The sequence below is a fragment of the Enterobacter sp. 3U4 genome, from assembly GCF_057224565.1.
In genome coordinates, this window is sequence record NZ_CP136665.1 from 293,887 (window position 1) to 318,363 (window position 24,477).

A 24,477-nucleotide genomic window follows, 5' to 3' on the forward strand; every position below is an offset into this window, starting at 1 on the left:
GCGCTTACCGGGCCTACGGGTTTTGTAGCTCGGGTAAGGCGAAGCCGTCACCCGACAAAACAGACCGCAGAAAACTATACCAGACTCTTCAAGCGATAAATCCACTCCAGCGCCTGACGCGGCGTCAGTGAATCCGGGTCGAGGTTCTCCAGCGCTTCCACGGCAGGGGATGTCTCTTCCGCCGGCACCAGCAGCGACATCTGCGTGCCATCAATCTGCGTCGCCGCCGCATTCGGTGACAGGCTTTCCAGTTCACGCAGTTTCTGACGTGCGCGCTTGATCACCTCTTTCGGTACGCCTGCCAGCGCCGCTACGGCCAGGCCATAGCTCTTGCTCGCCGCGCCATCCTGCACCGTGTGCATGAAGGCAATGGTATCGCCGTGCTCCAGCGCATCCAGATGAACGTTCGCAACCCCTTCCATTTTCTCCGGCAGCTGCGTCAGCTCGAAGTAGTGGGTGGCGAACAGCGTCATGGCCTTGATTTTATTAGCAAGGCTTTCCGCACAGGCCCATGCCAGCGACAGTCCATCATAGGTTGACGTTCCGCGTCCGACTTCGTCCATCAGCACCAGGCTGTGCTCCGTCGCGTTATGCAGAATGTTTGCCGTTTCTGTCATCTCGACCATGAAGGTTGAGCGACCGCTTGCCAGATCGTCTGCAGCTCCGACGCGGGTAAATATGCGGTCGATGGGGCCAATCTCCACGTTTTGCGCCGGAACGTAGCTGCCGATATAGGCAAGCAGGGCAATCAGCGCGGTCTGACGCATATAGGTACTCTTACCGCCCATGTTCGGACCGGTAATGATCAGCATTCTTCTCTGCGGTGACAGGCTCAGCGGGTTGGCGATGAACGGTTCGTTCAGCACCTGCTCGACCACCGGGTGACGGCCTTCAGTGATGCGAATGCCGGGCTTGTCGGTAAAGGTTGGGCAGGTGTAGTTTAGCGTTTCCGCGCGTTCAGCCAGATTCACCAGCACGTCCAGCTCCGCCAGCGTGCTGGCGCTGAGCTGCAGGTCGGCCAGGTGCGGCATCAGCATGTCGAACAGCTCTTCATAGAGCTGTTTTTCCAGGGCCAGCGCTTTCCCTTTCGAGGTGAGCACTTTGTCCTCGTACTCTTTCAGCTCGGGAATGATATAGCGTTCGGCGTTTTTCAACGTCTGGCGACGAACGTAGTGAATCGGCGCCAGATGACTCTGCCCGCGGCTGATCTGAATGTAGTAACCGTGTACCGCGTTATAACCCACTTTTAGGGTGTCGAGCCCAAGACGCTCTCGCTCGCGGATTTCCAGCTTATCGAGGTAGTCCGTCGCGCCGTCGGCCAGCGCGCGCCATTCGTCCAGCTCCTCGTTGTAGCCCGGAGCAATCACGCCGCCATCACGCACGAGAACCGGAGGCGCATCAATAATGGCGCGCTCCAGCAGCTCGCGGAGTTCGGTAAATTCACCCATGGTTTCGCGGAGTTTCTGTACCGGCGCGCTGTCAACGTCACTCAGCTGCGCACGCAGTTCCGGCAGCTGCTGGAAAGCATGACGCATCCGCGCGAGGTCGCGTGGTCGTGCCGTGCGCAGCGCCAGACGAGCAAGGATACGCTCCAGATCGCCCACCTGGCGCAGGACCGGCTGCAGCTCGCTGTAGCGATCCTGCAACGCAGCAATCGTCTGCTGACGGCAAACCAGCGTCTCGGTATTGCGGATCGGCATATGCAGCCAGCGTTTCAGCATGCGGCTGCCCATTGGCGTGACCGTACTGTCGAGGACCGACGCGAGCGTATTTTCTACGCCACCCGCCAGGTTCTGCGTGATCTCCAGGTTACGGCGCGTGGCGGCATCCATGATGATGCTGTCCTGCTGGCGCTCCATGGTGATAGAGCGGATATGCGGCAGGGCGGTGCGCTGGGTATCTTTCACGTACTGCAGGAGGCAACCGGCCGCACACAGCCCGCGCGGAGCGTTTTCAACGCCAAAGCCAATCAGATCGCGGGTGCCAAACTGCAGATTCAGCTGCTGGCGCGCGGTATCAATTTCGAATTCCCACAGCGGACGACGGCGCAACCCGCGACGACCTTCAATCAGCGCCATTTCGGCGAAATCTTCGGCGTAGAGCAATTCTGCCGGGTTGGTGCGCTGAAGTTCGGCAGCCATTGTTTCACGGTCAGCCGGTTCACTCAGACGAAAACGCCCGGAGCTGATGTCCAGCGTCGCGTAGCCAAACCCTTTACCGTCCTGCCACAGCGCTGCCAGCAGGTTATCCTGTCGCTCCTGTAACAGGGCTTCATCGCTGATGGTGCCTGGCGTGACGATGCGCACGACTTTGCGTTCCACCGGACCTTTTGAGGTTGCCGGATCGCCGATCTGTTCGCAGATGGCAACGGACTCACCCTGATTCACCAGCTTCGCCAGGTAGTTTTCTACCGCGTGGTGAGGAATGCCTGCCATCGGAATGGGTTCGCCTGCCGATGCGCCACGTTTGGTCAGCGAGATGTCGAGCAGCTGCGATGCACGCTTAGCGTCGTCATAAAACAGCTCGTAAAAATCGCCCATACGGTAAAACAGCAGAATTTCCGGATGCTGTGCCTTCAGCTTCAGATACTGCTGCATCATCGGCGTATGTGCGTCGAAATTGTCGATTGTGCTCATGGAGTTATGATGTCCATTTCTTTGAAAATAAACCGTTTTGATGGGCTCAGTGGCCGTTTGTTCCTTCTATTGTCGCATGAAAAAAAGGTCCGGCGCAGAAAAATGTCGTGGCTTTACGAGGCGTCTTCCGACATTAACTCAATCACTATTTTTCCATGCTCTACGCCCACTCGAACCCGGGAATGGGTGGCAAACCCCGCCTGTTCAAGCCAGTCTCCTTTTAAGCTCAGCGCCGCATGCACGCTGTAGCGCTTCGGTATCTTGGTATTGCGGTCTTCATGGCGCTTTCTGAAATATCCCACTGTTAAATGGCGGTAGGGTTTGTTGATAGCGATGTCTTGCATAGGGTCTCCCGACGGCACGGATAAAAAAATCATTACTGATACCTGTATAAAATACCAGTGATTATCGGTCGGTGCAGGGCTAAAACTGGAATCAGGCTTCAGGAAACGAAATGCAACCGCTGAAATCCAGCGTTGAAAAGTGTATTATTAATGCACTTTATTGTTCGGTAAGCCGTTATGTCCGGTAAACGTATCTCACGAGAAAAAGAGACTATCGCGAAAATGATCGCGTTGTATGAAAAGCAGTGCCCGCAGGCATCTCAGGAGGAAGGGCATTATCAGGCGCTCAACGCGTATGCCGATAGGCGCCTGGATAAGTGCGTTTTCGGTGAGGAAAAGCCTGCCTGCAGGCAGTGTCCCGTACACTGCTATCAGCCTGCCAGACGTGAAGAGATGAAGCAGGTTATGCGCTGGGCTGGTCCGCGCATGTTATGGCGTCACCCCATCCTGACCGTTCGTCACCTTATGGATGACCGCCGTCCCGTGCCGGAGCTGCCGGAGAAGTACCGACCGAAAAAGTGATGGTTTCAGCGTCTCAGCGGGCGGCAAATCACACTCAGGGCCATCGCGCTGCAGAGCGGGAAGAGGGCCAGCAGCAGCCAGGGATAGATTGCCTGCGTTGAGGGCACCAGCGCGCGATCCAGCAGACTGCCAAACAGCAGATTCCCCGTCAGTACCGCGACTCCGCCAGCGGTGGCGAGTGCACCGTAGTGCGCGCCAAGCGTGGATTCCTCCGCAAACCGGGGGATCAGATCTTTAGCCGATGGCACCAGCAGCATCTGTCCCAGCGTCAACAGCGTCACGAAACAGACCGACGGCAGCAGGCGCAGCCAGCCCTCTGGCGGTGCCGTCGACGCAAACATTGCCACGCTTGCAAAAGCGGTGGAGAGCAGCAAAAATCCCACCGGCAAAATTCTCACCGCGCCCACGCGACGTGCGAAACGCGCCAGCGGCAGCTGTAAGGTGATGATCAGAACGGAGGCCAGCATAAAAAGCGGGCCGAGATCTTTCTCGTCACCGCCAGAACGCTGGATCTCCACCGGCAGCGCCAGATAAAGCTGGTTATAGCTTAACAGCCACGAGCTGTAGGCAATGATAAAGGCAACAAAGCGCGGCTGACGGAACGTTGTCCACCAGGGCTGCATTTTCAGCGTCTGTGAACGGTGACCAGAAGCAGGCAGACAAAAGTAGAGCACCACTAGCGCAATCACAAAGACGCCTGCCCCCGCCAGCGCCACCTGACGAAAGCCGAGGCCGGTGAGCAGGGCGCCGGCAACCGGGCCCAGTACCGCGCCGAGTTCTCCGCAGACGGCAAAGAGCGCAAACCACTCCGCGCGGCTTCGTTTACCTTTCGCCTCGCTGTGCGTGCCCGCTTTCGCCAGCAATGCTTCAATCGACGGAGAAAACAGCGCGCCGCCCACGCCTGTCAGACACGCGCCCAGAATAATCGGCCACAGCGAACCCCCGAATGCCAGCAGCAGGTAACCCGCAACGCGAACAATACAGCCGCTCAGGATCACCACTTTTGCGCCAAACCTGTCCGAGAGCGCACCACCGACGATAAACATCCCCTGCTGAGAGAACGTACGCAGGCCGAGGATCAGCCCGATCAGCCCGCCGGAGAGCAGCATGTCGTCGCGCAGGAATATCGCCAGGAAGGGAACAACGGCGTAAAAGCCAATGTTAAAAACAAACTGGCTACCCAGTAAGACGGGCGGCCAGAGCGTGTTGGCAGGGCGAAGGGGCATCGTTGTTCAGTCGCCCCTAAACGATAAAGTGAATGTGCTTTTTGCCATGGAACGGTGAGATCTCGATTTTGGTTTTGACCCGGAAGACATCCCACAGCAACGACTCGGATAAGATGTCCTGCGGTGTCCCCGTCGCCACAATGTGTCCTTTCTGCATCACAATCAGCGAGTCGCAGAACATCGAGGCGTGGTTGAGATCGTGGATAGCGACAATGCTGGTGACCGGTAATTCGCTGATCAACTGCATCAGCTGCATCTGATGATGAATATCCAGGTGGTTGGTTGGCTCGTCCAGCAGGATTTCCGTCGGGGTCTGGGCCAGCGCGCGGGCAATGTGGACGCGCTGGCGCTCACCGCCGGAGAGGCTCAGCCAGCCCTGGTCACTTTTATCCAGCATATCCACGCGCTGCAGAGCGGCGGTGACGGTCTCGTCATCGTGCTTGCTCCAGTTGGAAAAGGCGGAGTGGTGCGGGATACGTCCAAGTTTCACCACGTCGCGCACGCGCATGTTGGCGTCCGTCATGCCGTGCTGCTCGACGAAGGCGACCCGGCGGGCAAGCTGCTTTTTGGCGATGCGGGTAATGTCCTGTCCGTCCAGGGTGACGCAGCCAGCATCCGGGCGACGCAGCCCCGCGAGGATACGTAAAAGAGACGATTTACCGCAGCCGTTAGGACCAAGCAGCCCTACCGTTTCGCCCCGTGACACCTTCAGCGAGACGTCATTAACGATGACTTTTTTGCCGACCTTCCAGGTAATATTTTCCGCGCAGATGCTCATCACTTATTCCTTGAACGGTAGATAATCACGGCAAAGAAGGGAACGCCAACCAGCGCGGTGACCACGCCGACGGGCAGGCTTTGCGGCGCAATCAGCATGCGCGAGGCAATGTCTGCCAGCACCATCAGGATCGCCCCTGCCAGCGCGCTGGCAATCAGCAGCGTGCGGTGCAGCGGCCCGAACAGGAAACGCATCACGTGCGGCACCACCAGCCCGACAAAGCCGATTGACCCCGCCATGCTGACGATGGTCGCGGTAATCAGCGCGGTGGTGGTAAAGAGCGCCAGGCGCACCCAGGGAACGGCAATGCCCAGCGACGCCGCGGCGTCGTCACCAAACGTAAAGGCATCCAGCGCCCGGGAATAGTAGAGGCAAATGGCTAACCCAATCAGCACCACGACCAGTGCCAGCTGGAATTCAGGCCAGCGTACGCCGCTGAAGCTGCCCAGCAGCCAGAACATCACGTCGCGCGCCTGCTGGGCGCTGGCGGAGGTGCTGATGGTGTAGGCGGTAATGGCGTTAAAAAGCTGCGAGGCGGCGACGCCTGCCAGAATAGTACGTTCATTCCCGCCGCGCGCGCCGTTCGTCAGAAATGCGACAAACGCAAACGCGGCGAACGCCCCGGCAAAGGCACCGGCAGAGAGGGAGACCGCACCGGTGCCGATCCCCAATACGACAACAGAAACCGCCCCGGTCGACGCGCCTGCGGACACGCCGAGCACGTAGGGTTCCGCCAGCGCGTTCTTTAGCAGGCTCTGCAATACGGCACCGCAGATGGCCAGCCCCGCGCCGCAGCAGGCCGCCACCAGCGCGCGGCTCAGGCGAAAGTCCCAGATGACGCTCTCATAGATGCGAGTGAGCGGGACCTCGGTGAGCCCCATTTTATTGCTGATGGCGTAAAACACGTTATCCAGCGGGATGGACAGCTCGCCAACGCTGACGCTCAGGGCTATCACCAGAAATAGCAGTACCAGGGCGAGCAAAGCCGAGGTCGTCAGAACCAGGCTCTGCCGGGCCTGAAGAACGGCGGTTGTCATCAGTTCAGCCCCAGCTTTCTGAGCTGTTCGCCGACCTGCTCAGCCCCGTAAATCGTGCGGATCGTCGGGTTCATCGCCTGACCGTCCATTACCACAATATGGCCTTTTTTCACCGCGTCCAGCTGGCTGACCGCCGGATCGCTCTTCAGGAATTTGATTTTTTCTTCCGCGTTATCCAGCGCCCAGCGGTTGCGGTCCAGGCTGGACACCGCAATGACATCCGGATTGGCGGCAATAATGCTCTCCCAACCCACGGTTGGCCATTCGGTCTCGGAGGTGATGGCGTTATGACCGCCCATCAGGCTGGCGATAAACCCGGAGGGGCTATTTTTACCGCCGACGTAGGCGTCCGCAGAAGGGGACGAACTGGAGAACCAGAAGACAAACGAGAGGTCTTTTTTGTTCTTGCCGAACTCCTTACGCAGGTCGGCCTCGCGTTTTTTGAAATCGGCAATCACGGCCTGACCGCGGTCTTCAACGTTAAAGATTTTGGCGAAATCCTCAATCTCCTGGTAGAGATACGTCATATCCCACAGTTTCTGGCGGCTGCCGTACATATCGCCGGTGGCTTTTTTGGTCGCGCACGTGCCCGGCGACACGTAGCTGTTCACGCCCAGGGTCATCAGATCGTCACGTTTTGCGACCTTGCTTTCCGGCCCCAGCAACAGCGGCGTTTGGGCAGGGACAAAGTCGGGATTTTGCGCAAGCACGGATTCAAGGGTAGGGATTTCGACCGTCAGGGTTTTGATTTTTGCGTTCTGTTCCGCGAGCTGCGGCAACACTTTCGTCGGCCAGAAGGCGCTGGCCTTCACCTTATCTTCAAGCCCCAGCAGGAGCAAGATTTCGACGGTATTCTGACCCAGGGCCACGACGCGTTCCGGCGCTTTGGTGAATGTCTCTTTATAGCCACAGTTTTCAATGGTCAGAGGATATGTGGTTGCCAGAGCAGAACTGACCGACGCAACCGCCAGGCCTAACGCGCAGATGACCTTCTTCATGAAACGCTACCCTTGATTAATATTATTATTGATGCAAATGAAACTCATTATTAAGGCGGAATTTTATACAGAGGAAACGATTTTGTGTCAATGAGGGACAGTTGCGCAGGGTAACGAAAGGCGGTGTCAGAACAACACCGCCGGTTTGGGGGCTTAAACCAGGCTCTCTTTATCGATCCCGAGACGCTTCATGCGCGACAGCAGGGTAGTGCGTTTTAACCCTAAACGCTGGGCGGCACCTTTTGGCCCGGCGACCACGCCGTTGGTCTCTTTGAGTACGCGCATAATGAGCTGATATTCATCTTCTCCCTCTTTTGCTGTCTCCGCGGCGGGCACGATCACGTCAGGCAGCGTCACTTCAGGCAGGGAGAGCTGCAGCACGTTACCGCGCGTCAGCAGCACCGCACGTTCGATGACGTTTTCCAGCTCGCGCACGTTGCCGGGCCACTCCATCGATGAAAGGGTACGCAACGTCTCGGCAGGAATGCTGTCGATGTTTCGCCCCATCCGACGCGCGATCTTGGCGGTAAAGGCTTTGACCAGCAGGGGAATATCTTCCGGACGCTCGCGCAGCGGCGGCAGGAAGATCGGGAAGACGTTCAGGCGATAGTAGAGATCGCTGCGAAACTCGCGGTCGGCGACCATTTTTTTCAGGTCGCGGTTGGTCGCGGCAATCAGCCGCACGTCGGTCTGGATAAGCTTGTTGCTGCCAAGACGTTCAAACTCCTGCTCCTGCAGGACGCGCAGCAGCTTCGGCTGTAGCTCCAGCGGCATATCGCCCACTTCGTCGAGGAACAGCGAGCTTTTGTCCGCCAGCTCAAACCGGCCCAGCCGCTGGCTGCTTGCCCCGGTAAAGGCGCCCCGTTCGTGGCCGAACAGGTCGCTTTCCAGCAGCCCTGCGGGCATCGCGGCGCAATTCATCTTCACCATCCGACGGCTGTTGCGGTTGCTCAGGTTGTGGATGGCGCGGGCAATCAGCTCTTTACCCGTACCGGTTTCGCCCAGGATCAGCACCGTGCTGTCGCTTTGCGCCACCATCTCAACCTGCTTGAGCACGTTGTACATGGCGTCGCTGCGTCCGATGATTTCACCAAACTCGCTGTCCACGTTGTTGAGTTGTTCGGTCAGGGCCAGGTTCTCGTCCACCAGCCGCTCCTTCAGACGATGAATTTCCTGATAGGCGAGGGCGTTATCAAGGGCGATGGAAATACGCTCGGCGATCTGACGCAGCAGCTTCAGGTTGGCGGTGGTGAAGACGCCTTCCTCGCACTGCGCCAGCTTAAGCACGCCCAGCATGGTGTTGCCGGACATCAGCGGCAGCAGGCACAGGGTCTGAATTTTGTTGCCCCAGGTGTTAAACAGCATCCGCTCGTACGGTGCCACCGGATCCTGTTCGTTGAGGTTGATCAGGAGGATCTCTTTGCTTTTGAAAACTCGCTCCGAAAGGGTCCCCGCTTCATCCACTTCACTCTGCTCGTGTGCCGGGTTAGCTTCATCGAGATAATGCGTGGAGTAGATGTTCAGCTTGCCCTTGCGATGGCCGCGCAGCGCGATGCTGATGGCGTCGATTTTGAAATAGTGGTGGATCTCTTTCGATACTTCGCTGACCAGCTCGTCCATATCGAGCCGTGACAGCACGGCGTTGGTGATGGCGACCAGAATGCGAAAGTTGTCGCGTTCGCGGCTCAGCAGGTTGTAATCCACATTATTGGTCACGCGGCTTTGGATCTGCTCCGCGACGACGGCCACAATCTGGGTAAAGGTATGCAGGCGCTCGTATTCCGCCTCGCTCCAGGGCTGGTCGGTCGTGCGGATAAACTCGCAGCCGCCGAAAATCTGACCCTCTGCCGCCAGCGGCAGCATGCAGTAATGCCCGAAAGGCTGATAGAGGTTACTCTCCGCGAGCCGCGGCCACGCCTGCCGGAACTCCTCAAAGTTACAGTGCAGCACTTCAGGTCGGGAGAGAATGCGGCGCACTGGGCCATGCGCGAGATACGTTTCGTCTTCGTATTCAAACGTTTTGCCATTGTCACGCGTTGAGTAGTAGCTCGCGCGGTGCGTTCCGCTATGCCAGAGCACAATCGCGGCGCTGTCCGCCAGCGCCGACTGCCTGACCAGCCGCGTCAGGGCATCGCTCAGCGCGCCGAGATCGGGCTGCTGTAAAAGTGTGCGCGTGATGTCAAACAGGCCCTGCTGTCCAAGATCGCTCATCGGTGTATACGGCATAGTGCTTTCCAGTAGAAACGAGCAAAAAAATCCATGCTGGCCGCTTGTGGCGCGGCCTAGCAAATACGGGGTAAGGGTTCAGCGTGCGGCAGATCCAGCGTGCGCTTCACGCCATAAAGTCCGGTCAGGCGCACCCCTTTGCGCTCGACCACTTCACCAATCATCGCCGCCTCTTTTCCTGACGGATGAGCCCGCAGCTGTTCAAGAACGGCTTGCGCCGCGGCCCGTTCAACGCCAATCACCAGCTTGCCTTCGTTTGCGAAGTTGAGCGGGTCCAGCCCCAGCAGTTCGCAAAGCCCACGAACGGCGGGCTTAACGGGCAGGCTGCGCTCGGTGAGTTCAATCCCGTACCCGCAGCTTGCTGCAAATTCGTGGACCACGGCATTCACGCCGCCTCGCGTGGCGTCCCGCAGGGCCTTCACACCGGGAATACCGCGCAGCGTCTGAATCAGCGGGGTGAGTACCGCGCAGTCGCTGCGCAGTTCACCGTCCAGCCCCAGGCCTTCGCGCAGGTTCAGGATGGTCGCCCCGTGGCAGCCCAGCGTTCCGGTCACGATCAGCACGTCGCCCGCGCTGAGGCGCTGCGCGCCCCAGCGAATATCGGCGGGGATCGCGCCCATGCCGGCGGTGTTGATAAACAGCTTGTCGGCCGCGCCGCGCTGCACCACTTTGGTGTCGCCGGTGACGATAGCTATCCCCGCCTCGCGCGCGGTCTGCGCCATGCTGTTGACCACGGCCGTGAGCGTCTCCATCGGTAACCCCTCTTCGAGGATAAATCCGCAGGAGAGGTAGCGCGGGATGGCGCCGCTGACGGCGACGTCGTTGGCCGTGCCGCAGACGGCAAGCTTGCCGATATCGCCGCCCGGGAAGAACAGCGGATCGATCACGTAGCTGTCAGTGGAGAAGGCCAGCCTGTCGCCCTGTGCGGTGAGGGTGGCGAGGTCAATGCGCGCCTGGTCTTCCTGTTCGGCAAGCCAGGGATTGTTAAAGGCCTCCATAAACAGCCGGTTAATAAGCTGCTGCATCGCCTGTCCGCCGCTGCCGTGCGCCATTTCCACCGTATTCATGCTTCACACTCCTGGTTGCGATACTGATACCACGCGGCACACGCCCCTTCGGAGGAGACCATCAGCGCGCCAAACGCCGTTTGCGGGTTACAGGTATTGCCAAATAACGGGCACTGATGCGGTTTGCATTTGCCGGTGAGCACCTCGCCACAGCGCGCCCGGGGATCGTCGCAAACCTGCTGCGGCTGCGGGCGGAAATGCGCTTCGGCGTCGAACGCGCGATAGGCTGGCGTCAGGCGTACGCCGGATTCGGCAATCAGCCCCAGGCCTCGCCATTCGCTGTCGCCCTCAACGCTAAAGACGTCGGCTATCGCCTGCTGAGCCCGTTCATTTCCCGCATCCGGCACCACGCGGCGGTACTGGTTTTCGACCGCGCTCAGGGCCGCTATTTTCTGCTCAACCAGCATGGTGACACCTTGCAGTAGATCAAGAGGTTCGAAACCAGCGACCACTAACGGACGATTGTACTGTTGAGCGATAAAACCGTAGGCGTCTGTGCCAATCACCATGCTGACGTGGCCCGGTGCCAGAAAGGCATCAATGCCATTACCTGGCTCTTCCAGCAGGCTGCGCAGGGTGGGGATGAGCGTAATGTGCTGGCAAAAGAAGAAAAAGTTATCGACGCCGCGCACTTTCGCCTGCTGCAGCGTGATGGCGGTGGCGGGCATGGTGGTTTCAAATCCCAGGCCAAAAAACACCACCTTGCGCGCGGGATTACTCTCTGCCAGCGTCAGGGCATCCATCGGCGAATAGACGATCCGGATGTCGGCTCCGCGCGCTTTCGCCTGGAGCAGCGAGCCATTTTTCCCCGGCACGCGCATCGCGTCGCCAAAGGTGCAGAAAATGACGTCGGGCTGGCTGGCTATTTCGATACAGCTGTCGATGCGCCCCATCGGCAGCACGCAGACCGGGCAGCCGGGGCCGTGGATAAACTCTATGTTCTCCGGCAGCAGCTGGTCGAGGCCAAATTTGAAGATCGCGTGCGTGTGCCCGCCGCACACCTCCATGATCCGCAGCGGCCTTTCTTTCGTGTAGTCCAGCAGCGCTGCGCGCGTTTTCAGGTGGCCAATAAGCTGCAGCACCTGCTCCGGCGCGCGGTATTCATCAACGTAACGCATGATTACCGCTCCTCGCCGTACAGCAGCGCGCCCACGTCCGGCTCCACGTCGAACATGTTTTGCAGGGCATCGAGCGTGTCGCGGGCTTCCGCTTCGTTAATCACGCTCATGGCAAACCCCACGTGGACCAGCACCCACTGGCCGAGACGCGATGCGCCCGTTTCATCGCTGCTGCCCACCAGGGTCAGGTCCACGTCGCGCAGAATGCCGCAGACCTCGACTTTGGCCTGTTTACCGTCGATGGCGTAAATTTGCCCAGGTACGCCTATGCACATCGTTCGCTCTCCAGCCACTGTAGCCAGCCGTCCATGCCGTCGCCGCGCGTGGCGGAGACCAGCAGGATCTCAATCTCCGGGTTCACCTCGCGGGCATACGCCAGGCACTTATCCACGTCGAAATTCAGGTATGGCAGCAGGTCGACTTTGTTCAGCAGCATGATGGACGCGGCGGCAAACATATGCGGGTACTTCAGCGGTTTGTCTTCACCTTCGGTCACTGAAAGCACCGCCACCTTGTGCCGTTCGCCCAGGTCGAAGCTCGCCGGGCAGACCAGGTTGCCGACGTTTTCAATAAACAGAATGCCGTTATCCGCCAGCGGCAGGCGCGGGGACGCATCGGCAATCATCTGCGCATCCAGATGGCAGCCTTTGCCGGTATTGACCTGAATCGCCGGGGTGCCGGTTTCGCGAATGCGCGCCGCGTCGTTAACGGTTTGCTGATCGCCTTCAATCACAGCACAGGAGACGCGCCCGTTCAGGCGATTGAGCGTTTCCGTTAACAGCGTAGTTTTGCCGGAGCCGGGGCTGGAGACCAGGTTCAGCACCAGCTGTTTGCGTGCGGCGAAGCGCGCGCGGTTGCGGGCGGCGATCTGGTTATTTTTGTCCAGCACGTTGATTTCCACTTCCAGCATCTGGCGCTGGCTGATGCCCGGCGCGTGGGTGCCCGCTTCGCCGTGGCCGTAATGCAGATCGCCCGCAGCGGACCGTTGCGGGGCGAAAGTGATACCGGTCAACGCCGCAGAAGGGCGCGGAGCAGGTGAAAAGGGCGCGGAGCGAAACGCGGAGTGGGGGCGGTGTTCATCCCCTTCTATATACAGGTTGCCTTCGGCGCAACCGCAGGTACTACACATACTTTACTCCTTCTCGATTTCGAGGCGTTGGATCTGCATGCCGTCATCCGCCACGATGCGCAGCCCGCTGCTCTGACACTGCGGGCAGCGCTGTATCTTCGATGAAAGCAGGGTGACGTACTGCTGGCACTGCTCGCACCAGCACTCCGCCTGCTGCTCTTCGATATGGAGCTCGCAGCCTTCCGCCAGCGTGCCGCGGCATACCAGCTCAAAACAGAAGGTCAGGGCGCTTGTCTCGACGCAGGAAAATGCCCCGACCTTCAGCCAGACGCCGGTGACGCGTTTCGCGTGGTTTTGCACTGCCTGCTGTTCGATAAGTTCCAGAGCCCGCTGGCAGAGGGTGATTTCGTGCATAACGCCTCCTCAATGAATTGCCCCGGTAATGCAATAACAGTGCCAGCTTGATTTTTGTTAAGGCGTGACGATGTCAACGCTGTCGAAATGACACGTCGACACCGCGGTGTTGACAGCGCTTTTTAAGTTAAATCATTTTAAAATCATAAAGATAAAAACTGGCATGGAATCTGCTTAACAGCCGCTATCTCCATTAAACGGATACCTTCTATGACTATTTGGGAAATCAGCGAAAAAGCGGATTACATCGCGCAGCGTCATCAGCAGCTGCAGGACCAGTGGCACCTCTACTGCAACTCTCTGGTTCAGGGCATTACCCTCTCGAAAGCGCGTCTTCACCACGCGATGAGCTGCGCGGCGCAGGGCGACATGCGCTTCGTTCTGTTCGGCCATTTCACGATCAACGTTACCCTGGCGGATAACTTCAACAGCCACACCATTGAGTACTACCTCGAGACAAAAGACGGCGAAAAACAGTGTATTGCGAAGGCGCAGCTGATGGCCGACGGCATGGTGGACGGCCACGTCAGCAACCGCGATCGCCAGCAGGTGCTGGAGCACTATCTGGAAAAAATCGCGCCGGTCTATAACGGCCTGTACGCCGCCGTTGAGCACGATCTTCCGGTCAACCTGAAGCAGCTGATGGATGGAAATGCCTCAGCAAACGTGGCCTGACCCATCCGTGTCGAGAAGTGTCGACAAGACAGTTTTTCGTCAAAAATGACTATCACCAGAGGATAACCCGGTGAACCGTTTTGTAATTGCTGACTCGACGGTCTGCATTGGCTGTCGAACCTGCGAGGCGGCGTGTTCGGAAACGCATCGCCTGCATGGGCTGCAGTCCATGCCGCGCCTGCACGTCATGCGTAATGAAAAAGAGTCTGCCCCGCAGCTCTGCCATCACTGTGAAGACGCCCCCTGCGCGGGTGTCTGCCCCGTAAATGCCATCACCCGCGTGGATGGCGCTGTCCAGCTGAACGAAAGCCTGTGCGTAAGCTGCAAGCTGTGCGGCATTGCCTGCCCGTTCGGCGCGATTGAATTTTCCGGCAGCCGCCCGCTGCACATCCCGGCGAACGCCAACTCGCCTAAAGCCCCGCCCGCGCCTCCGGCTCCTGCACGCGTCAGCACGCTGCTGGACTGGGTGCCCGGCATCCGTGCCGTGGCGGTGAAGTGCGACCTGTGCAGCTTCGATGAACAGGGCCCGGCCTGCGTGCGGACCTGTCCGACGAAAGCGCTGATTCTGGTTAACATTCGCGACATCGCCCGTACCAGCAAGCGCAAGCGCGAGCTGACCATCAACAGTGATTTTGGCGACCTTTCTCTGCTACAGGCGCTTAACGAGGGGGCGAAATGAACGCGGCAATGATGATTACCGGCGCGGTAGCCTGTTTTGCTGCCGCCGCTGTTCTGGCGCAGATCTTCTCATTCCACAAAACTCTCAGCGGCGCGATCGCCGGGATTGGCGGGGCGGTAGCTAGCCTGTTGACGCTGGCGGCAGGCGGCGTTGTCCTGCTCGGCGGCCTGTCCGCAGAGGCCGTTATGCCGCTGATTCGCCACGCGGTTGAGATCACGCCGCTGAACGCCATCTGGCTGGTGACGTTTGGCCTGTGCGGGCTGTTTATCAGCCTGTTCAATATCGACTGGCACCGCCATCCGCACGCCAGGGCCAACGGCCTGCTGATTAATCTGCTGATGGCGACGGCGGTCTGCACCGTTATCGCCAGCAATCTCGGCGCGCTGGTGGTGATGGCGGAGATCATGGCGCTGTGCGGCGTGTTCCTGACCGGATGCAGCGCCTCCGGCAAGCTGTGGTTTGCGCTGGGACGCCTGGGGACGCTGCTGCTGGCGCTGGCCTGCTGGCTGGTGTGGCAGCGCTTCGGGACGCTGGACTTCGCTGCGCTCAACGGGCATCCGCTGGGGAATGACGTATGGCTGCTGGGCGTACTCGGCTTTGGCCTGCTCGCCGGCATCATCCCGCTGCACGGCTGGGTGCCGCAGGCGCATGCGAATGCCTCCGCGCCCGCCGCCGCGCTGTTTTCTGTGGTGGTGATGAAGGTCGGTCTGTTCGGGATTTTAGCGATTACGCTGACCGGCGGACAACCGCCGCTGTGGTGGGGCGTCGTGCTGCTGGTCGCCGGAATGATTACCGCGTTCGTTGGCGGCCTGTACGCGCTGATGGAGCACAATATCCAGCGTCTTCTGGCGTACCACACGCTTGAAAATATCGGCATCATCCTGCTCGGCATTGGCGCGGGCGTGACCGGACTGGCGCTTAACCAGCCGGCGCTGATTGCGGCCGGGTTTATCGGCGGTCTTTATCACCTCGTCAACCACAGCCTGTTTAAAAGCACCCTGTTCCTCGGCGCGGGAAGCGTCTGGTTCCGCACCGGACATCGGGATATCGAAAAGCTGGGCGGGATTGGCAAAAAGATGCCGGTGATTTCACTGGCGATGCTGGTCGGGCTGATGGCGATGGCCGCGCTGCCGCCGCTGAACGGCTTTGCCGGAGAGTGGGTGATCTATCAGTCCTTCTTCGCCCTCGGCCAGAGCGATGTCTTTATCGCGCGTTTGCTCGGCCCGCTGCTGGCGGTCGGGCTGGCGATTACCGGGGCGCTGGCGGTGATGTGTATGGCGAAAGTCTACGGCGTGACCTTCCTCGGCGCGCCGCGCACCCGCGAAGCGGAAAACGCCTGCTGCGCACCGCTACTTATGGGCGTAAGCGTGGTCGCGCTGGCGCTGTGCTGCATCGCGGGCGGCGTCGCCGCACCGTGGCTGCTGCCGCTGCTGGGTAACGCCATTCCGCTGCCGCTGACCGTGGCGAATACCACCGTTTCCCAGCCCTCGATCGCGCTGCTGCTGATAGGCGCACCGCTGCTGCCGCTCGTCCTGATGCTGTTCTTCAAACGCGACCGGCTCACCTCCCGCTCGCGCGGTGCGGCGTGGGCCTGCGGCTACGAACACGAACAGTCGATGGTCATCACCGCCCACGGTTTCGCCATGCCGGTGAAGGAGAACTTCGCCGCCGTGCTGAAGCTGCGCCACTGGCTCAACCCGGTGGGCTGGGTACCCGGCTGGCAGAGCGCCGCCGCGCCCGCGCTGTTCCGCCGTCTGGCGCTGATCGAACTGGCGGTGCTGGTGGTCATTGTGATTTCACGAGGAGCCTGACATGAGTCTGTTACTGGCAATTCTTCAGGCGCTGGTGCTGTTCGCCGTGGCGCCGCTGCTTTCCGGGGTGAGCCGCGTGGTGCGCGCCAGGATGCACAACCGTCGCGGGCCTGGGGTGCTTCAGGAGTACCGCGATCTCTTCAAGCTGCTTTCTCGCCAGAGCGTGGCGCCGGATGCCGCAGGCTGGGTCTTCCGCCTGACGCCGTTCGTGATGGTGGGCGTGATGCTCACCATCGCCACCGCGCTGCCGGTGGTCACGGTGGGATCGCCGCTGCCGGCGCTCGGGGATCTGATTACGCTGATCTACCTGTTTGCCATCGCCCGCTTCTTCTTTGCGATTGCGGGTCTCGACACCGGGAGCCCGTTTACCGGCATCGGCGCCAGCCGCGAGGCGATGCTCGGCGTGCTGGTTGAGCCGATCCTGCTGCTGGGGCTGTGGGTTGCCGCGCAGGTTGCGGGCTCAACCCATATCAGCTTTATCACCCACACCGTTTATCACTGGCCGGTTGCCCGCTCCATTCCGCTGGTGCTGGCGCTGTGCGCCTGCGCGTTCGCCACCTTTATCGAGATGGGCAAACTGCCGTTCGATCTGGCCGAAGCCGAGCAGGAGCTGCAGGAAGGGCCGCTTACCGAGTACAGCGGCTACGGCTTCGCGGTGCTGAAGTGGGGCATCAGCCTCAAACAGCTGGTGGTGCTGCAGATGTTTGTCGGCGTCTTCTTCCCGTGGGGGCAGATGACGCACTTCTCCGCGGGCGGTCTGCTGCTGGCCGTCGTGGTTGCCGCCCTCAAGCTGCTGGTCGGCGTGCTGGTCATTGCCCTGTTTGAAAACAGCATGGCGCGACTGCGTTTTGTCGAAACGTCACGCATCACCTGGGCCGGTTTTGGTTTTGCATTTTTAGCGTTCGTCTCCTTGCTGGTGGCGTGATTAAAGAGAGTATTTATGTCTGAAGAAAAGAAAGGTCAGCAGTATCTCGCCGCGTTGCATCAGGCTTTCCCCGGCGTGGTGCTGGAGGAGTCCTGGCAAACCAAAGACCAGGTAACCGTCACCATTAAGGTGAACTACCTGCCGGAAGTGGTGGAGTTTCTCTACTACCGGCAGGGCGGCTGGCTGTCGGTGCTGTTCGGCAACGACGAGCGCCAGCTGTGCGGCAGCTATGCGGTGTACTACGTAATGTCGATGGAGCAGGGCGAAAAGTGCTGGCTCACCGTGCGCGTCGAGGTTGACCCGAATAAGCCGGAATACCCGTCCGTCACGCCGCGCGTGCCCGCCGCCGTCTGGGGCGAGCGCGAAGTGCGCGACATGTATGGCCTGGTGCCGGTCGGCCTGCCGGATGAACGCCGTCTGGTGCTGCCGGACGACTGGCCGGACGAACTCTATCCGCTGCGCAAAGACAGCATGGACTACCGCCAGCGCCCGGCGCCGACCACCGACAGTGAAACCTACGAATTCATCAACGAGCTGGGCAGCAAGAAGAACAACGTGGTGCCGATCGGCCCGCTGCACGTCACCTCCGACGAGCCGGGCCACTTCCGCCTGTTCGTCGACGGCGAGAATATCATCGACGCCGACTACCGCCTGTTCTACGTCCACCGCGGCATGGAAAAGCTGGCGGAAACCCGCATGGGCTATAACGAAGTGACGTTTCTTTCTGACCGCGTGTGCGGCATCTGCGGCTTTGCCCACAGCACCGCCTACACCACCTCGGTGGAGAACGGCATGGGGATCGTGGTGCCGGAACGCGCGCAGATGATCCGCGCCATCCTGCTGGAGGTGGAGCGCCTGCACTCGCACCTGCTGAACCTCGGCCTGGCCTGCCACTTTGTCGGCTTTGATTCCGGGTTTATGCAGTTCTTCCGCGTGCGCGAGGCGTCGATGAAGATGGCGGAGATCCTCACCGGGGCGCGTAAAACCTACGGCCTGAACCTGATCGGCGGGATCCGCCGCGACCTGCTGAAGGACGACATGATCCAGACCCGCCAGCTGGCGCAGCAGATGCGCCGCGACGTGCAGGAGCTGGTGGACATGCTGCTCAGCACGCCAAACATCGAGCAGCGCACCGTCGGCATCGGCCGCCTTGACCCGGAAATCGCCCGCGACTTCAGCAACGTCGGCCCGATGGTGCGCGCCAGCGGCCACGCCCGCGACACGCGTGCCGATCACCCGTTCGTCGGCTACGGCCTGCTGCCGATGACCGTGCACAGCGAGCAGGGCTGCGACGTCATCTCGCGCCTCAAGGTGCGCATCAACGAGGTGTTCACCGCGCTGAACATGATCGACTTTGGTCTGGACAACCTGCCGGGCGGCCCGCTGATGGTGGAGGGCTTCACCTACATTCCAAACCGCTTTGCCCTCGGCTTTGCCGAAGCGCCGCGCGGGGACGACATTCACTGGAGCATGACCGGCGACAACCAGAAGCTCTACCGCTGGCGCTGCCGTGCGGCGACCTACGCCAACTGGCCAACCCTGCGCTACATGCTGCGCGGTAACACGGTTTCCGATGCGCCGCTGATCATCGGCAGCCTCGACCCGTGCTACTCCTGCACCGACCGCATGACCGTCGTGGACGTGCGCAAGAAGAAAAGCCAGGTGGTGCCGTACAAAGAGCTTGAGCGCTACAGCATCGAGCGTAAGAACTCGCCGCTGAAATAAGGATTCGTCATGTTTACCTTTATCAAAAAAGTGATCAAAACCGGCACGCAGACCAGCCGTTATCCGCTGGAGCCGATGCCGGTCGATAAAAACTTTCGCGGCAAGCCGGAGCACAACCCGCAGCAGTGCATAGGCTGCGCGGCCTGCGTCAACGCCTGTCCGTCGAATGCCCTGACGGTGGAAACGGATCTCAAAACCGGCGAGCTGGCCTGGCAGTTCAATCTCGGGCGCTGCATCTTCTGCGGCCGCTGCGAGGAGGTCTGTCCGACGGTCGCCATTCGCCTGTCGCAGGAGTACGAGCTCGCGGTGTGGAAGAAAGAGGATTTCCTGCAGCAGTCGCGCTTTGAGCTGTGCAGCTGCCGCGTCTGCAGACGCCCGTTCGCCGTGCAGAAAGAGATCGACTATGCCATCGCGCTGCTGCAGCACAACGGCGACGCCCGCGCGGAGCATCACCGTGAAAGCTTTGAAACCTGCCCGGAGTGCAAGCGTCAGAAGTGCCTGCTGCCGTCCGACCGCATTGATATCACCCGCCATATGAGAGAGGCCAGCTGATGGAAAACCTACTGGGCCCGCGCGACGCTAACGGCATTCCGGTGCCGATGACGGTGGACGAATCCATCGCCAGCATGAAGGCGTCGCTGCTGAAAAAAATCAAACGCTCGGCCTACGTTTACCGCGTGGACTGCGGGGGTTGCAACGGCTGCGAGATTGAGATCTTTGCCACCCTGTCGCCGCTGTTTGACGCCGAGCGCTTCGGCATCAAAGTGGTGCCGTCCCCGCGTCATGCGGACATCCTGCTGTTTACCGGGGCCGTCACCCGCGCCATGCGCTCGCCCGCGCTGCGCGCCTGGCAGTCCGCGCCGGACCCGAAAATCTGCATCTCGTACGGCGCCTGCGGCAACAGCGGCGGCATCTTCCACGATCTTTACTGCGTCTGGGGCGGCACCGACAAAATCGTGCCGGTGGACGTCTACATTCCGGGCTGCCCGCCAACGCCCGCCGCGACGCTGTACGGCTTTGCCATGGCGCTCGGCCTGCTGGAGCAGAAAATCCACGCCCGCGAGCCGGGCGAGCTGGACAACCAGCCGGCCGCCATTCTGCACCCGGATATTGTGCAGCCGCTGCGCGTGAAGGTCGACCGCACGGCGCGCAGGCTGGCGGGCTATCGCTACGGCCGTCAGATTGCCGACGACTATCTGCGCCTGCTGAGCCAGGGCGAGCATCAGGTGGCGCGCTGGCTGGAGGCGGAAAACGATCCGCGCCTCAATGAGATTGTGGCGAACCTGAACAGCATTGTGGATGAGGCGCGTATCCGATGAGTGAAACGGTGGTGTTCAGCCAGCTGAGCCGTAAGTTTATTGATGAGAACGATGCCACGCCGGATGCGGCGCAGCAGGTGGTCTATTACAGCCTGGCGATTGGGCATCACCTCGGGGTGATTGACTGCCTGGAGGCCGCGCTGAGCTGCCCGTGGCCGGAATACCTGGCGTGGATCGCCACGCTGGAGGAGGGCAGCACGGCGCGGCGCAAGATGGAGGGCGTGCCGAAGTACGGCGAGATCGTGATCGATGCCAACCACATTGCGATGCTCGCCAACGCCTTTGACGCAGCGCTGAACAGACAAACCCCCGAGCAGCAGGCGTGGAGCAAAACGCTGCTCGGCATGCTGCATGATATTCATCAGGAGAGCGCCATCTACCTGATGGTGAGGAGATTACGTGACTGACGTTTTACTGTGTGTCGGCAACAGCATGATGGGCGACGACGGCGCGGGCCCGCTGCTGGCGGAGATGTGCACCGCAAATCCGCAGGGCAGTTGGGTGGTGATTGACGGCGGCAGCGCGCCGGAAAACGACGTGGTCGCCATTCGCGAGCTGCGGCCGGAGAGGCTGTTAATCGTCGATGCCACCGATATGGGGCTCAACCCCGGCGAGATCCGCCTGATTGACCCGGACGATATCGCCGAGATGTTTATGATGACCACCCACAACATGCCGCTGAACTACCTGGTCGATCAGATTAAAGACGACGTGGGCGAGGTGCTGTTTTTGGGGATTCAGCCGGACATCGTCGGGTTTTATTACCCGATGACGCCGCCTGTGAAGGAGGCGGTGGAAGTGGTTTATTCACGGCTTGTAGAGTGGGTTGGAGATGGCGGGTTTGAACCCCTCACCCCGACCCTCTCCCCAGAGGGGAGAGGGTGAAAACCGCACCGAAACAGTCCCCTCTCCCCTCTGGGGAGAGGGTTAGGGTGAGGGGCTACGCCAGATCCCCCCCGTTACTCGCAATCACCTTCTTATACCACCAGAACGATTTCTTGCGTTTCCGCTCCAGCGTGCCGTTCCCGGCGTCGTCGCGGTCGACGTACACAAACCCGTAGCGCTTGCTCATCTCGCCCGTTGAGGCGGCCACCAGGTCAATACAGCCCCAGGTGGTGTAGCCCATCAGCGGCACGCCGTCCTCAATCGCGTCGCCCATTGCGCGGATGTGCTCGCGCAGATAGCTAATGCGGTAGTCGTCGTTGATCTCGCCGTTTTTATCAACGACATCTTTGGCTCCCAGGCCGTTTTCCACGAGGAACAGCGGCTTCTGGTAGCGGTCGTACATCATGTTCATGGTGATGCGCAGGCCGAGCGGGTCGATGCCCCAGCCCCATTCGCTCACCTGAATGTGCGGGTTGCGCAGAGATTTGACGATGTTCGCCGCATTGGTATTGTTCGCGTTCATATCCGCCGAGGCGCAGCGCGAGGCGTAATAGCTGAACGAGACAAAATCGACGGTGTTTTTCAGAAGTAGATCGTCGCCCGGGTCTTTAACAATCACGACGCCTTTCTCGCGGAATACGCGGGCAGAATAGGCCGGATAGCTGCCGCGCGCCTGCACGTCGATAAAGAACAGGTTCTCGCGGTCTTTCTCCAGCGCCATCCACACGTCTTCCGGCTTGCAGGAGTACGGATAGAAATTTCCGCCCGCCAGCATGCAGCCGACCTGGTTTTCCGGGTTCACCTCGTGGGCGATTTTGGTCGCCAGCGCGCTCGCCACCAGCTCGTGGTGTGCGGCCTGGTATTTCACCTGGTCTTCGTTTTCGCCTTCCTCAAACACCAGCCCCGCGCCGGAGAACGGGCTGTGCAGCATGATGTTGATTTCGTTGAAGGTCAGCCAGTATTTCACCAGCCCGTTAAACTCTTCAAAGCAGGTGCGGGCGTAGCGGGCGAAGAAATCGACCATCTTGCGGTTGCGCCATGAGCCGTACTCCGTCACCAGGTGCATCGGCACGTCGAAGTGACAGAGGGTCACCAGCGGCTCGATGTTGTACTTTTTGCACTCCTCGAACACCGCGCGGTAGAAGGCAATGCCCTCTTCGTTCGGCAGCGGCTCGTCGCCGTTCGGATAGAGGCGGCTCCAGGCGATCGAGGTGCGGAACACCGTAAAGCCCATCTCCGCCATCAGGGCGATGTCCTCTTTATAGCGATGGTAAAAATCAATCGCTTCATGGCTCGGGTAGAATTCGTCGTCACGCAGCGAAAAACGCTTTTCCTTACCCAGCTTCACCGCCAGGCGGTTCGCGCCGTGGGGGATCATATCGACCGTCGTCAGCCCTTTGCCGCCCTCACGGTAAGCGCCTTCACTTTGGTTGGCGGCAAGCGCGCCGCCCCATAAAAATCCTTGTGGAAAAACAGACATTCTTACCTCGCTTTCAATTTATGCTTTTGCTGCGTTGTTCTGTACCGGTGCGGTCTGCAGGGCGCGGGCTTTTTCAGCGTCGTCTTCGACCGGAATATCCTCAAAGCCCAGTATCAGGGTCAGAACAAACGACAGCACCACTGCCAGACCCATCACGCCAAACACCCAGACGATGGTCATCGGGTTCGCCGGGTCGAAGAACTGTACGCTGGTAAACAGCCCCGGAGCCGCCATCGAGTGGCTGGCAAGACCCGCGATACCGGCAACCGCGCCGCAGATAAAGCCGCTGATCAGGCTTGCAATCAGCGGGCGTTTCAGACGTATCGCGACGCCGTACAGGGCCGGTTCAGAAATCCCCGCCATGATGGCAGAGGCCGCCGCCGCCAGCGCCGTCTGGCGCAGCTCCGGGTTTTTGGTTTTCCACGCCACCGCCAGCGACGAGCCGCCGAGCGACAGGTTGGCGCCGATTTCCGACGGCATCACCATCCCTTCCTTGCCCGTTTCGGCGATGGTCTGAATGATGGTTGGCGTAAACACGCGGTGCATGCCGGTCATGACCAGCAGCGGCCACAGCGCACCCATGATGGCGACGGAGAGCCAGCCGAGATAGCCGTGAATGGTGTAGACCAGCGCGGAGATGGCGCTACCGATCCAGATCCCCAGCGGGCCAATCAGCGCGATGGCGAGCGGGGCGGCAATCAGCACGATCAGCATCGGCTTGAGGAAGTTTTTCGTTACCGCCGGCGTAATGCGATCCACCCAGCGTTCGATGTACGACAGGCACCAGGTCATTACCAGCGCGGGGATGACGGTGTAGGTGTATTTCACCGCCGTCACCGGAATAAAGGCGAACTCAACGTGCTCGCCCTGCGCGGCTTTCGCCATCAGCTCGATAAAGCTCGGGTGCACCAGCACGCCCGCGATGGCTATCGCCAGCGACATGTTGGTTTTGAATTTCACCGCTGCCGAGGCCGCCACCATCAGCGGCAGGAAGAAGAACGCGCCGTCACCGATGACGGTCAGAATAGTCAGCGTCGGCGCGCCTTTTGGCAGCACGCCGGTCATCTCAAGGATCATCGCCAGCAGCTTGACCATCGAGCCGCCGATGATCGCCGGGATCAGCGGGGACATAGTGCCGATCAGCGCGTCGAGGATCCCCGCGCCAATCCGGCGCAGCGTCAGCTTCTGCGGGCCTTCCGGCACTGCGGGCTGCAGGTCCGTAGGCAGCAGGCTCACCACCTCGCGGTACGCCTGAGAGACGGTATTGCCAATGATCACCTGGCACTGGTTGTCGCTGCGCACCACGCCGAGCACGCCGCTGATGCTTTTCAGGCGCGTGGCGTCGGTGAGGCTTTCATCTTTCAGAACAAAACGCAGACGCGTCATGCAGTGGGTGACGGCGACGATGTTCTCTTTGCCGCCCAGGGCGCTGACAACGTCGTTCGCCAGCGCGGCGTAATTTTTGGCCATCGGATGTGATCCTGTTATCGTTGTGTGAAATGTAGGAAACCGGTTTCACATAATCATCATCAGTTTCTTTGAG

At 60.2% G+C, this 24,477-nt stretch carries 24 protein-coding genes; 10 read left to right on the forward strand and 14 right to left on the reverse strand.

The genetic code is table 11. The features are described 5' to 3' along the window. Nucleotides 1–74: 74 nt before the first annotated feature. The gene (gene mutS / locus RVY89_RS01435) at nt 75–2,636 is read right to left on the reverse strand and encodes a DNA mismatch repair protein MutS (RefSeq protein ID WP_484826686.1); all 2,562 of its coding nucleotides are present in this window, start codon (nt 2,634–2,636) and stop codon (nt 75–77) included. 113 nt (nt 2,637–2,749) lie between these two features. Then, on the reverse strand, nt 2,750–2,980 hold the full coding sequence (locus tag RVY89_RS01440) for a SymE family type I addiction module toxin (protein WP_484826687.1): 231 nt from the start codon (nt 2,978–2,980) through the stop codon (nt 2,750–2,752). 177 nt (nt 2,981–3,157) lie between these two features. Here RVY89_RS01440 and RVY89_RS01445 point away from each other — a divergent pair, with 177 nt between their 5' ends. Further along, nucleotides 3,158–3,502, forward strand: coding sequence for a nitrous oxide-stimulated promoter family protein (locus RVY89_RS01445; RefSeq protein WP_371897929.1), 345 nt, complete (start codon nt 3,158–3,160; stop codon nt 3,500–3,502). A gap of 5 nt (nt 3,503–3,507) precedes the next feature. Here the strand turns inward: RVY89_RS01445 and RVY89_RS01450 are convergent, their stop codons facing one another. The 10 genes from RVY89_RS01450 to hypA form a co-directional block, all read right to left on the reverse strand. Next, nucleotides 3,508–4,728, reverse strand: coding sequence for an MDR family MFS transporter (locus tag RVY89_RS01450; RefSeq protein WP_484826688.1), 1,221 nt, complete (start codon nt 4,726–4,728; stop codon nt 3,508–3,510). Between the two features lie 16 nt (nt 4,729–4,744). Continuing rightward, nucleotides 4,745–5,506, reverse strand: a complete 762-nt coding sequence (gene eitC, locus RVY89_RS01455) for a siderophore ABC transporter ATP-binding protein EitC (RefSeq protein WP_484826689.1) — start codon at nt 5,504–5,506, stop codon at nt 4,745–4,747. Then, entirely contained in the window at nt 5,506–6,543 is a 1,038-nt protein-coding gene (locus RVY89_RS01460) for a FecCD family ABC transporter permease (protein ID WP_047743926.1), read from the reverse strand. The genes eitC and RVY89_RS01460 overlap by 1 nt, the downstream gene beginning before the upstream one ends. Continuing rightward, nucleotides 6,543–7,541 (reverse strand): siderophore ABC transporter substrate-binding protein EitA, encoded by a 999-nt coding sequence (gene eitA, locus RVY89_RS01465; protein ID WP_484826690.1) that lies wholly within the window; start codon nt 7,539–7,541, stop codon nt 6,543–6,545. The genes RVY89_RS01460 and eitA overlap by 1 nt, the downstream gene beginning before the upstream one ends. Nucleotides 7,542–7,694: 153 nt before the next feature. Next, on the reverse strand, nt 7,695–9,767 hold the full coding sequence (gene flhA, locus RVY89_RS01470; RefSeq protein WP_484826691.1) for a formate hydrogenlyase transcriptional activator FlhA: 2,073 nt from the start codon (nt 9,765–9,767) through the stop codon (nt 7,695–7,697). A gap of 56 nt (nt 9,768–9,823) precedes the next feature. Then, nucleotides 9,824–10,834, reverse strand: coding sequence for a hydrogenase expression/formation protein HypE (hypE, locus tag RVY89_RS01475; protein WP_484826692.1), 1,011 nt, complete (start codon nt 10,832–10,834; stop codon nt 9,824–9,826). After that, nucleotides 10,831–11,952: a hydrogenase formation protein HypD gene (gene hypD / locus RVY89_RS01480; protein WP_484826693.1), complete on the reverse strand. Its 1,122-nt coding sequence runs from the start codon at nt 11,950–11,952 to the stop codon at nt 10,831–10,833. The genes hypE and hypD overlap by 4 nt, the downstream gene beginning before the upstream one ends. Nucleotides 11,953–11,954: 2 nt before the next feature. Beyond that, nucleotides 11,955–12,227 carry a HypC/HybG/HupF family hydrogenase formation chaperone gene (locus RVY89_RS01485; RefSeq protein WP_484826694.1) on the reverse strand — a complete coding sequence of 91 codons (273 nt, stop codon included), beginning with the start codon at nt 12,225–12,227 and terminating at the stop codon, nt 11,955–11,957. Further along, a complete protein-coding gene (hypB, locus tag RVY89_RS01490; protein ID WP_484826695.1) occupies nt 12,218–13,081 on the reverse strand; it encodes a hydrogenase nickel incorporation protein HypB in 864 nt (287 codons plus the stop codon). The genes RVY89_RS01485 and hypB overlap by 10 nt, the downstream gene beginning before the upstream one ends. Nucleotides 13,082–13,084: 3 nt before the next feature. After that, a complete protein-coding gene (gene hypA / locus RVY89_RS01495) occupies nt 13,085–13,435 on the reverse strand; it encodes a hydrogenase maturation nickel metallochaperone HypA (protein WP_484826696.1) in 351 nt (116 codons plus the stop codon). Between the two features lie 210 nt (nt 13,436–13,645). Here hypA and hycA point away from each other — a divergent pair, with 210 nt between their 5' ends. From hycA to hycI, 9 genes are all read left to right on the forward strand, one after another. Continuing rightward, nucleotides 13,646–14,110, forward strand: a complete 465-nt coding sequence (gene hycA / locus RVY89_RS01500; protein WP_032653166.1) for a formate hydrogenlyase regulator HycA — start codon at nt 13,646–13,648, stop codon at nt 14,108–14,110. A gap of 70 nt (nt 14,111–14,180) precedes the next feature. Then, the gene (locus tag RVY89_RS01505) at nt 14,181–14,789 is read left to right on the forward strand and encodes a 4Fe-4S dicluster domain-containing protein (RefSeq protein ID WP_023308971.1); all 609 of its coding nucleotides are present in this window, start codon (nt 14,181–14,183) and stop codon (nt 14,787–14,789) included. After that, complete coding sequence (gene hycC, locus RVY89_RS01510; RefSeq protein WP_484826697.1) at nt 14,786–16,600, forward strand: formate hydrogenlyase subunit 3; 1,815 nt, start codon at nt 14,786–14,788, stop codon at nt 16,598–16,600. Before RVY89_RS01505 ends, hycC begins: the two co-directional genes overlap by 4 nt. Before the next feature lies 1 nt (nt 16,601). Beyond that, nucleotides 16,602–17,525, forward strand: a complete 924-nt coding sequence (locus RVY89_RS01515) for a respiratory chain complex I subunit 1 family protein (protein WP_484826698.1) — start codon at nt 16,602–16,604, stop codon at nt 17,523–17,525. 15 nt (nt 17,526–17,540) lie between these two features. Beyond that, a complete protein-coding gene (gene hycE / locus RVY89_RS01520; RefSeq protein WP_148769288.1) occupies nt 17,541–19,250 on the forward strand; it encodes a formate hydrogenlyase subunit HycE in 1,710 nt (569 codons plus the stop codon). A gap of 9 nt (nt 19,251–19,259) precedes the next feature. Further along, nucleotides 19,260–19,802, forward strand: coding sequence for a formate hydrogenlyase complex iron-sulfur subunit (locus tag RVY89_RS01525; RefSeq protein ID WP_407602285.1), 543 nt, complete (start codon nt 19,260–19,262; stop codon nt 19,800–19,802). Beyond that, the gene (locus RVY89_RS01530; RefSeq protein WP_484826699.1) at nt 19,802–20,569 is read left to right on the forward strand and encodes an NADH-quinone oxidoreductase subunit B family protein; all 768 of its coding nucleotides are present in this window, start codon (nt 19,802–19,804) and stop codon (nt 20,567–20,569) included. The genes RVY89_RS01525 and RVY89_RS01530 overlap by 1 nt, the downstream gene beginning before the upstream one ends. Then, nucleotides 20,566–20,976, forward strand: coding sequence for a formate hydrogenlyase maturation HycH family protein (locus tag RVY89_RS01535; RefSeq protein WP_484826700.1), 411 nt, complete (start codon nt 20,566–20,568; stop codon nt 20,974–20,976). Before RVY89_RS01530 ends, RVY89_RS01535 begins: the two co-directional genes overlap by 4 nt. Beyond that, complete coding sequence (hycI, locus tag RVY89_RS01540) at nt 20,969–21,454, forward strand: hydrogenase maturation peptidase HycI (protein WP_484826701.1); 486 nt, start codon at nt 20,969–20,971, stop codon at nt 21,452–21,454. Before RVY89_RS01535 ends, hycI begins: the two co-directional genes overlap by 8 nt. Nucleotides 21,455–21,509: 55 nt before the next feature. On the opposite strand, the gene RVY89_RS01545 is transcribed toward hycI, so the two are convergent. Together RVY89_RS01545 and ascF are read right to left on the reverse strand one after the other, a co-directional pair. Then, nucleotides 21,510–22,934, reverse strand: coding sequence for a 6-phospho-beta-glucosidase (locus RVY89_RS01545; RefSeq protein WP_484826702.1), 1,425 nt, complete (start codon nt 22,932–22,934; stop codon nt 21,510–21,512). An 18-nt stretch (nt 22,935–22,952) separates the two neighbouring features. Next, the gene (ascF, locus tag RVY89_RS01550) at nt 22,953–24,404 is read right to left on the reverse strand and encodes a PTS cellobiose/arbutin/salicin transporter subunit IIBC (protein WP_484826703.1); all 1,452 of its coding nucleotides are present in this window, start codon (nt 24,402–24,404) and stop codon (nt 22,953–22,955) included. Between the last annotated feature and the right edge of the window lie 73 nt (nt 24,405–24,477).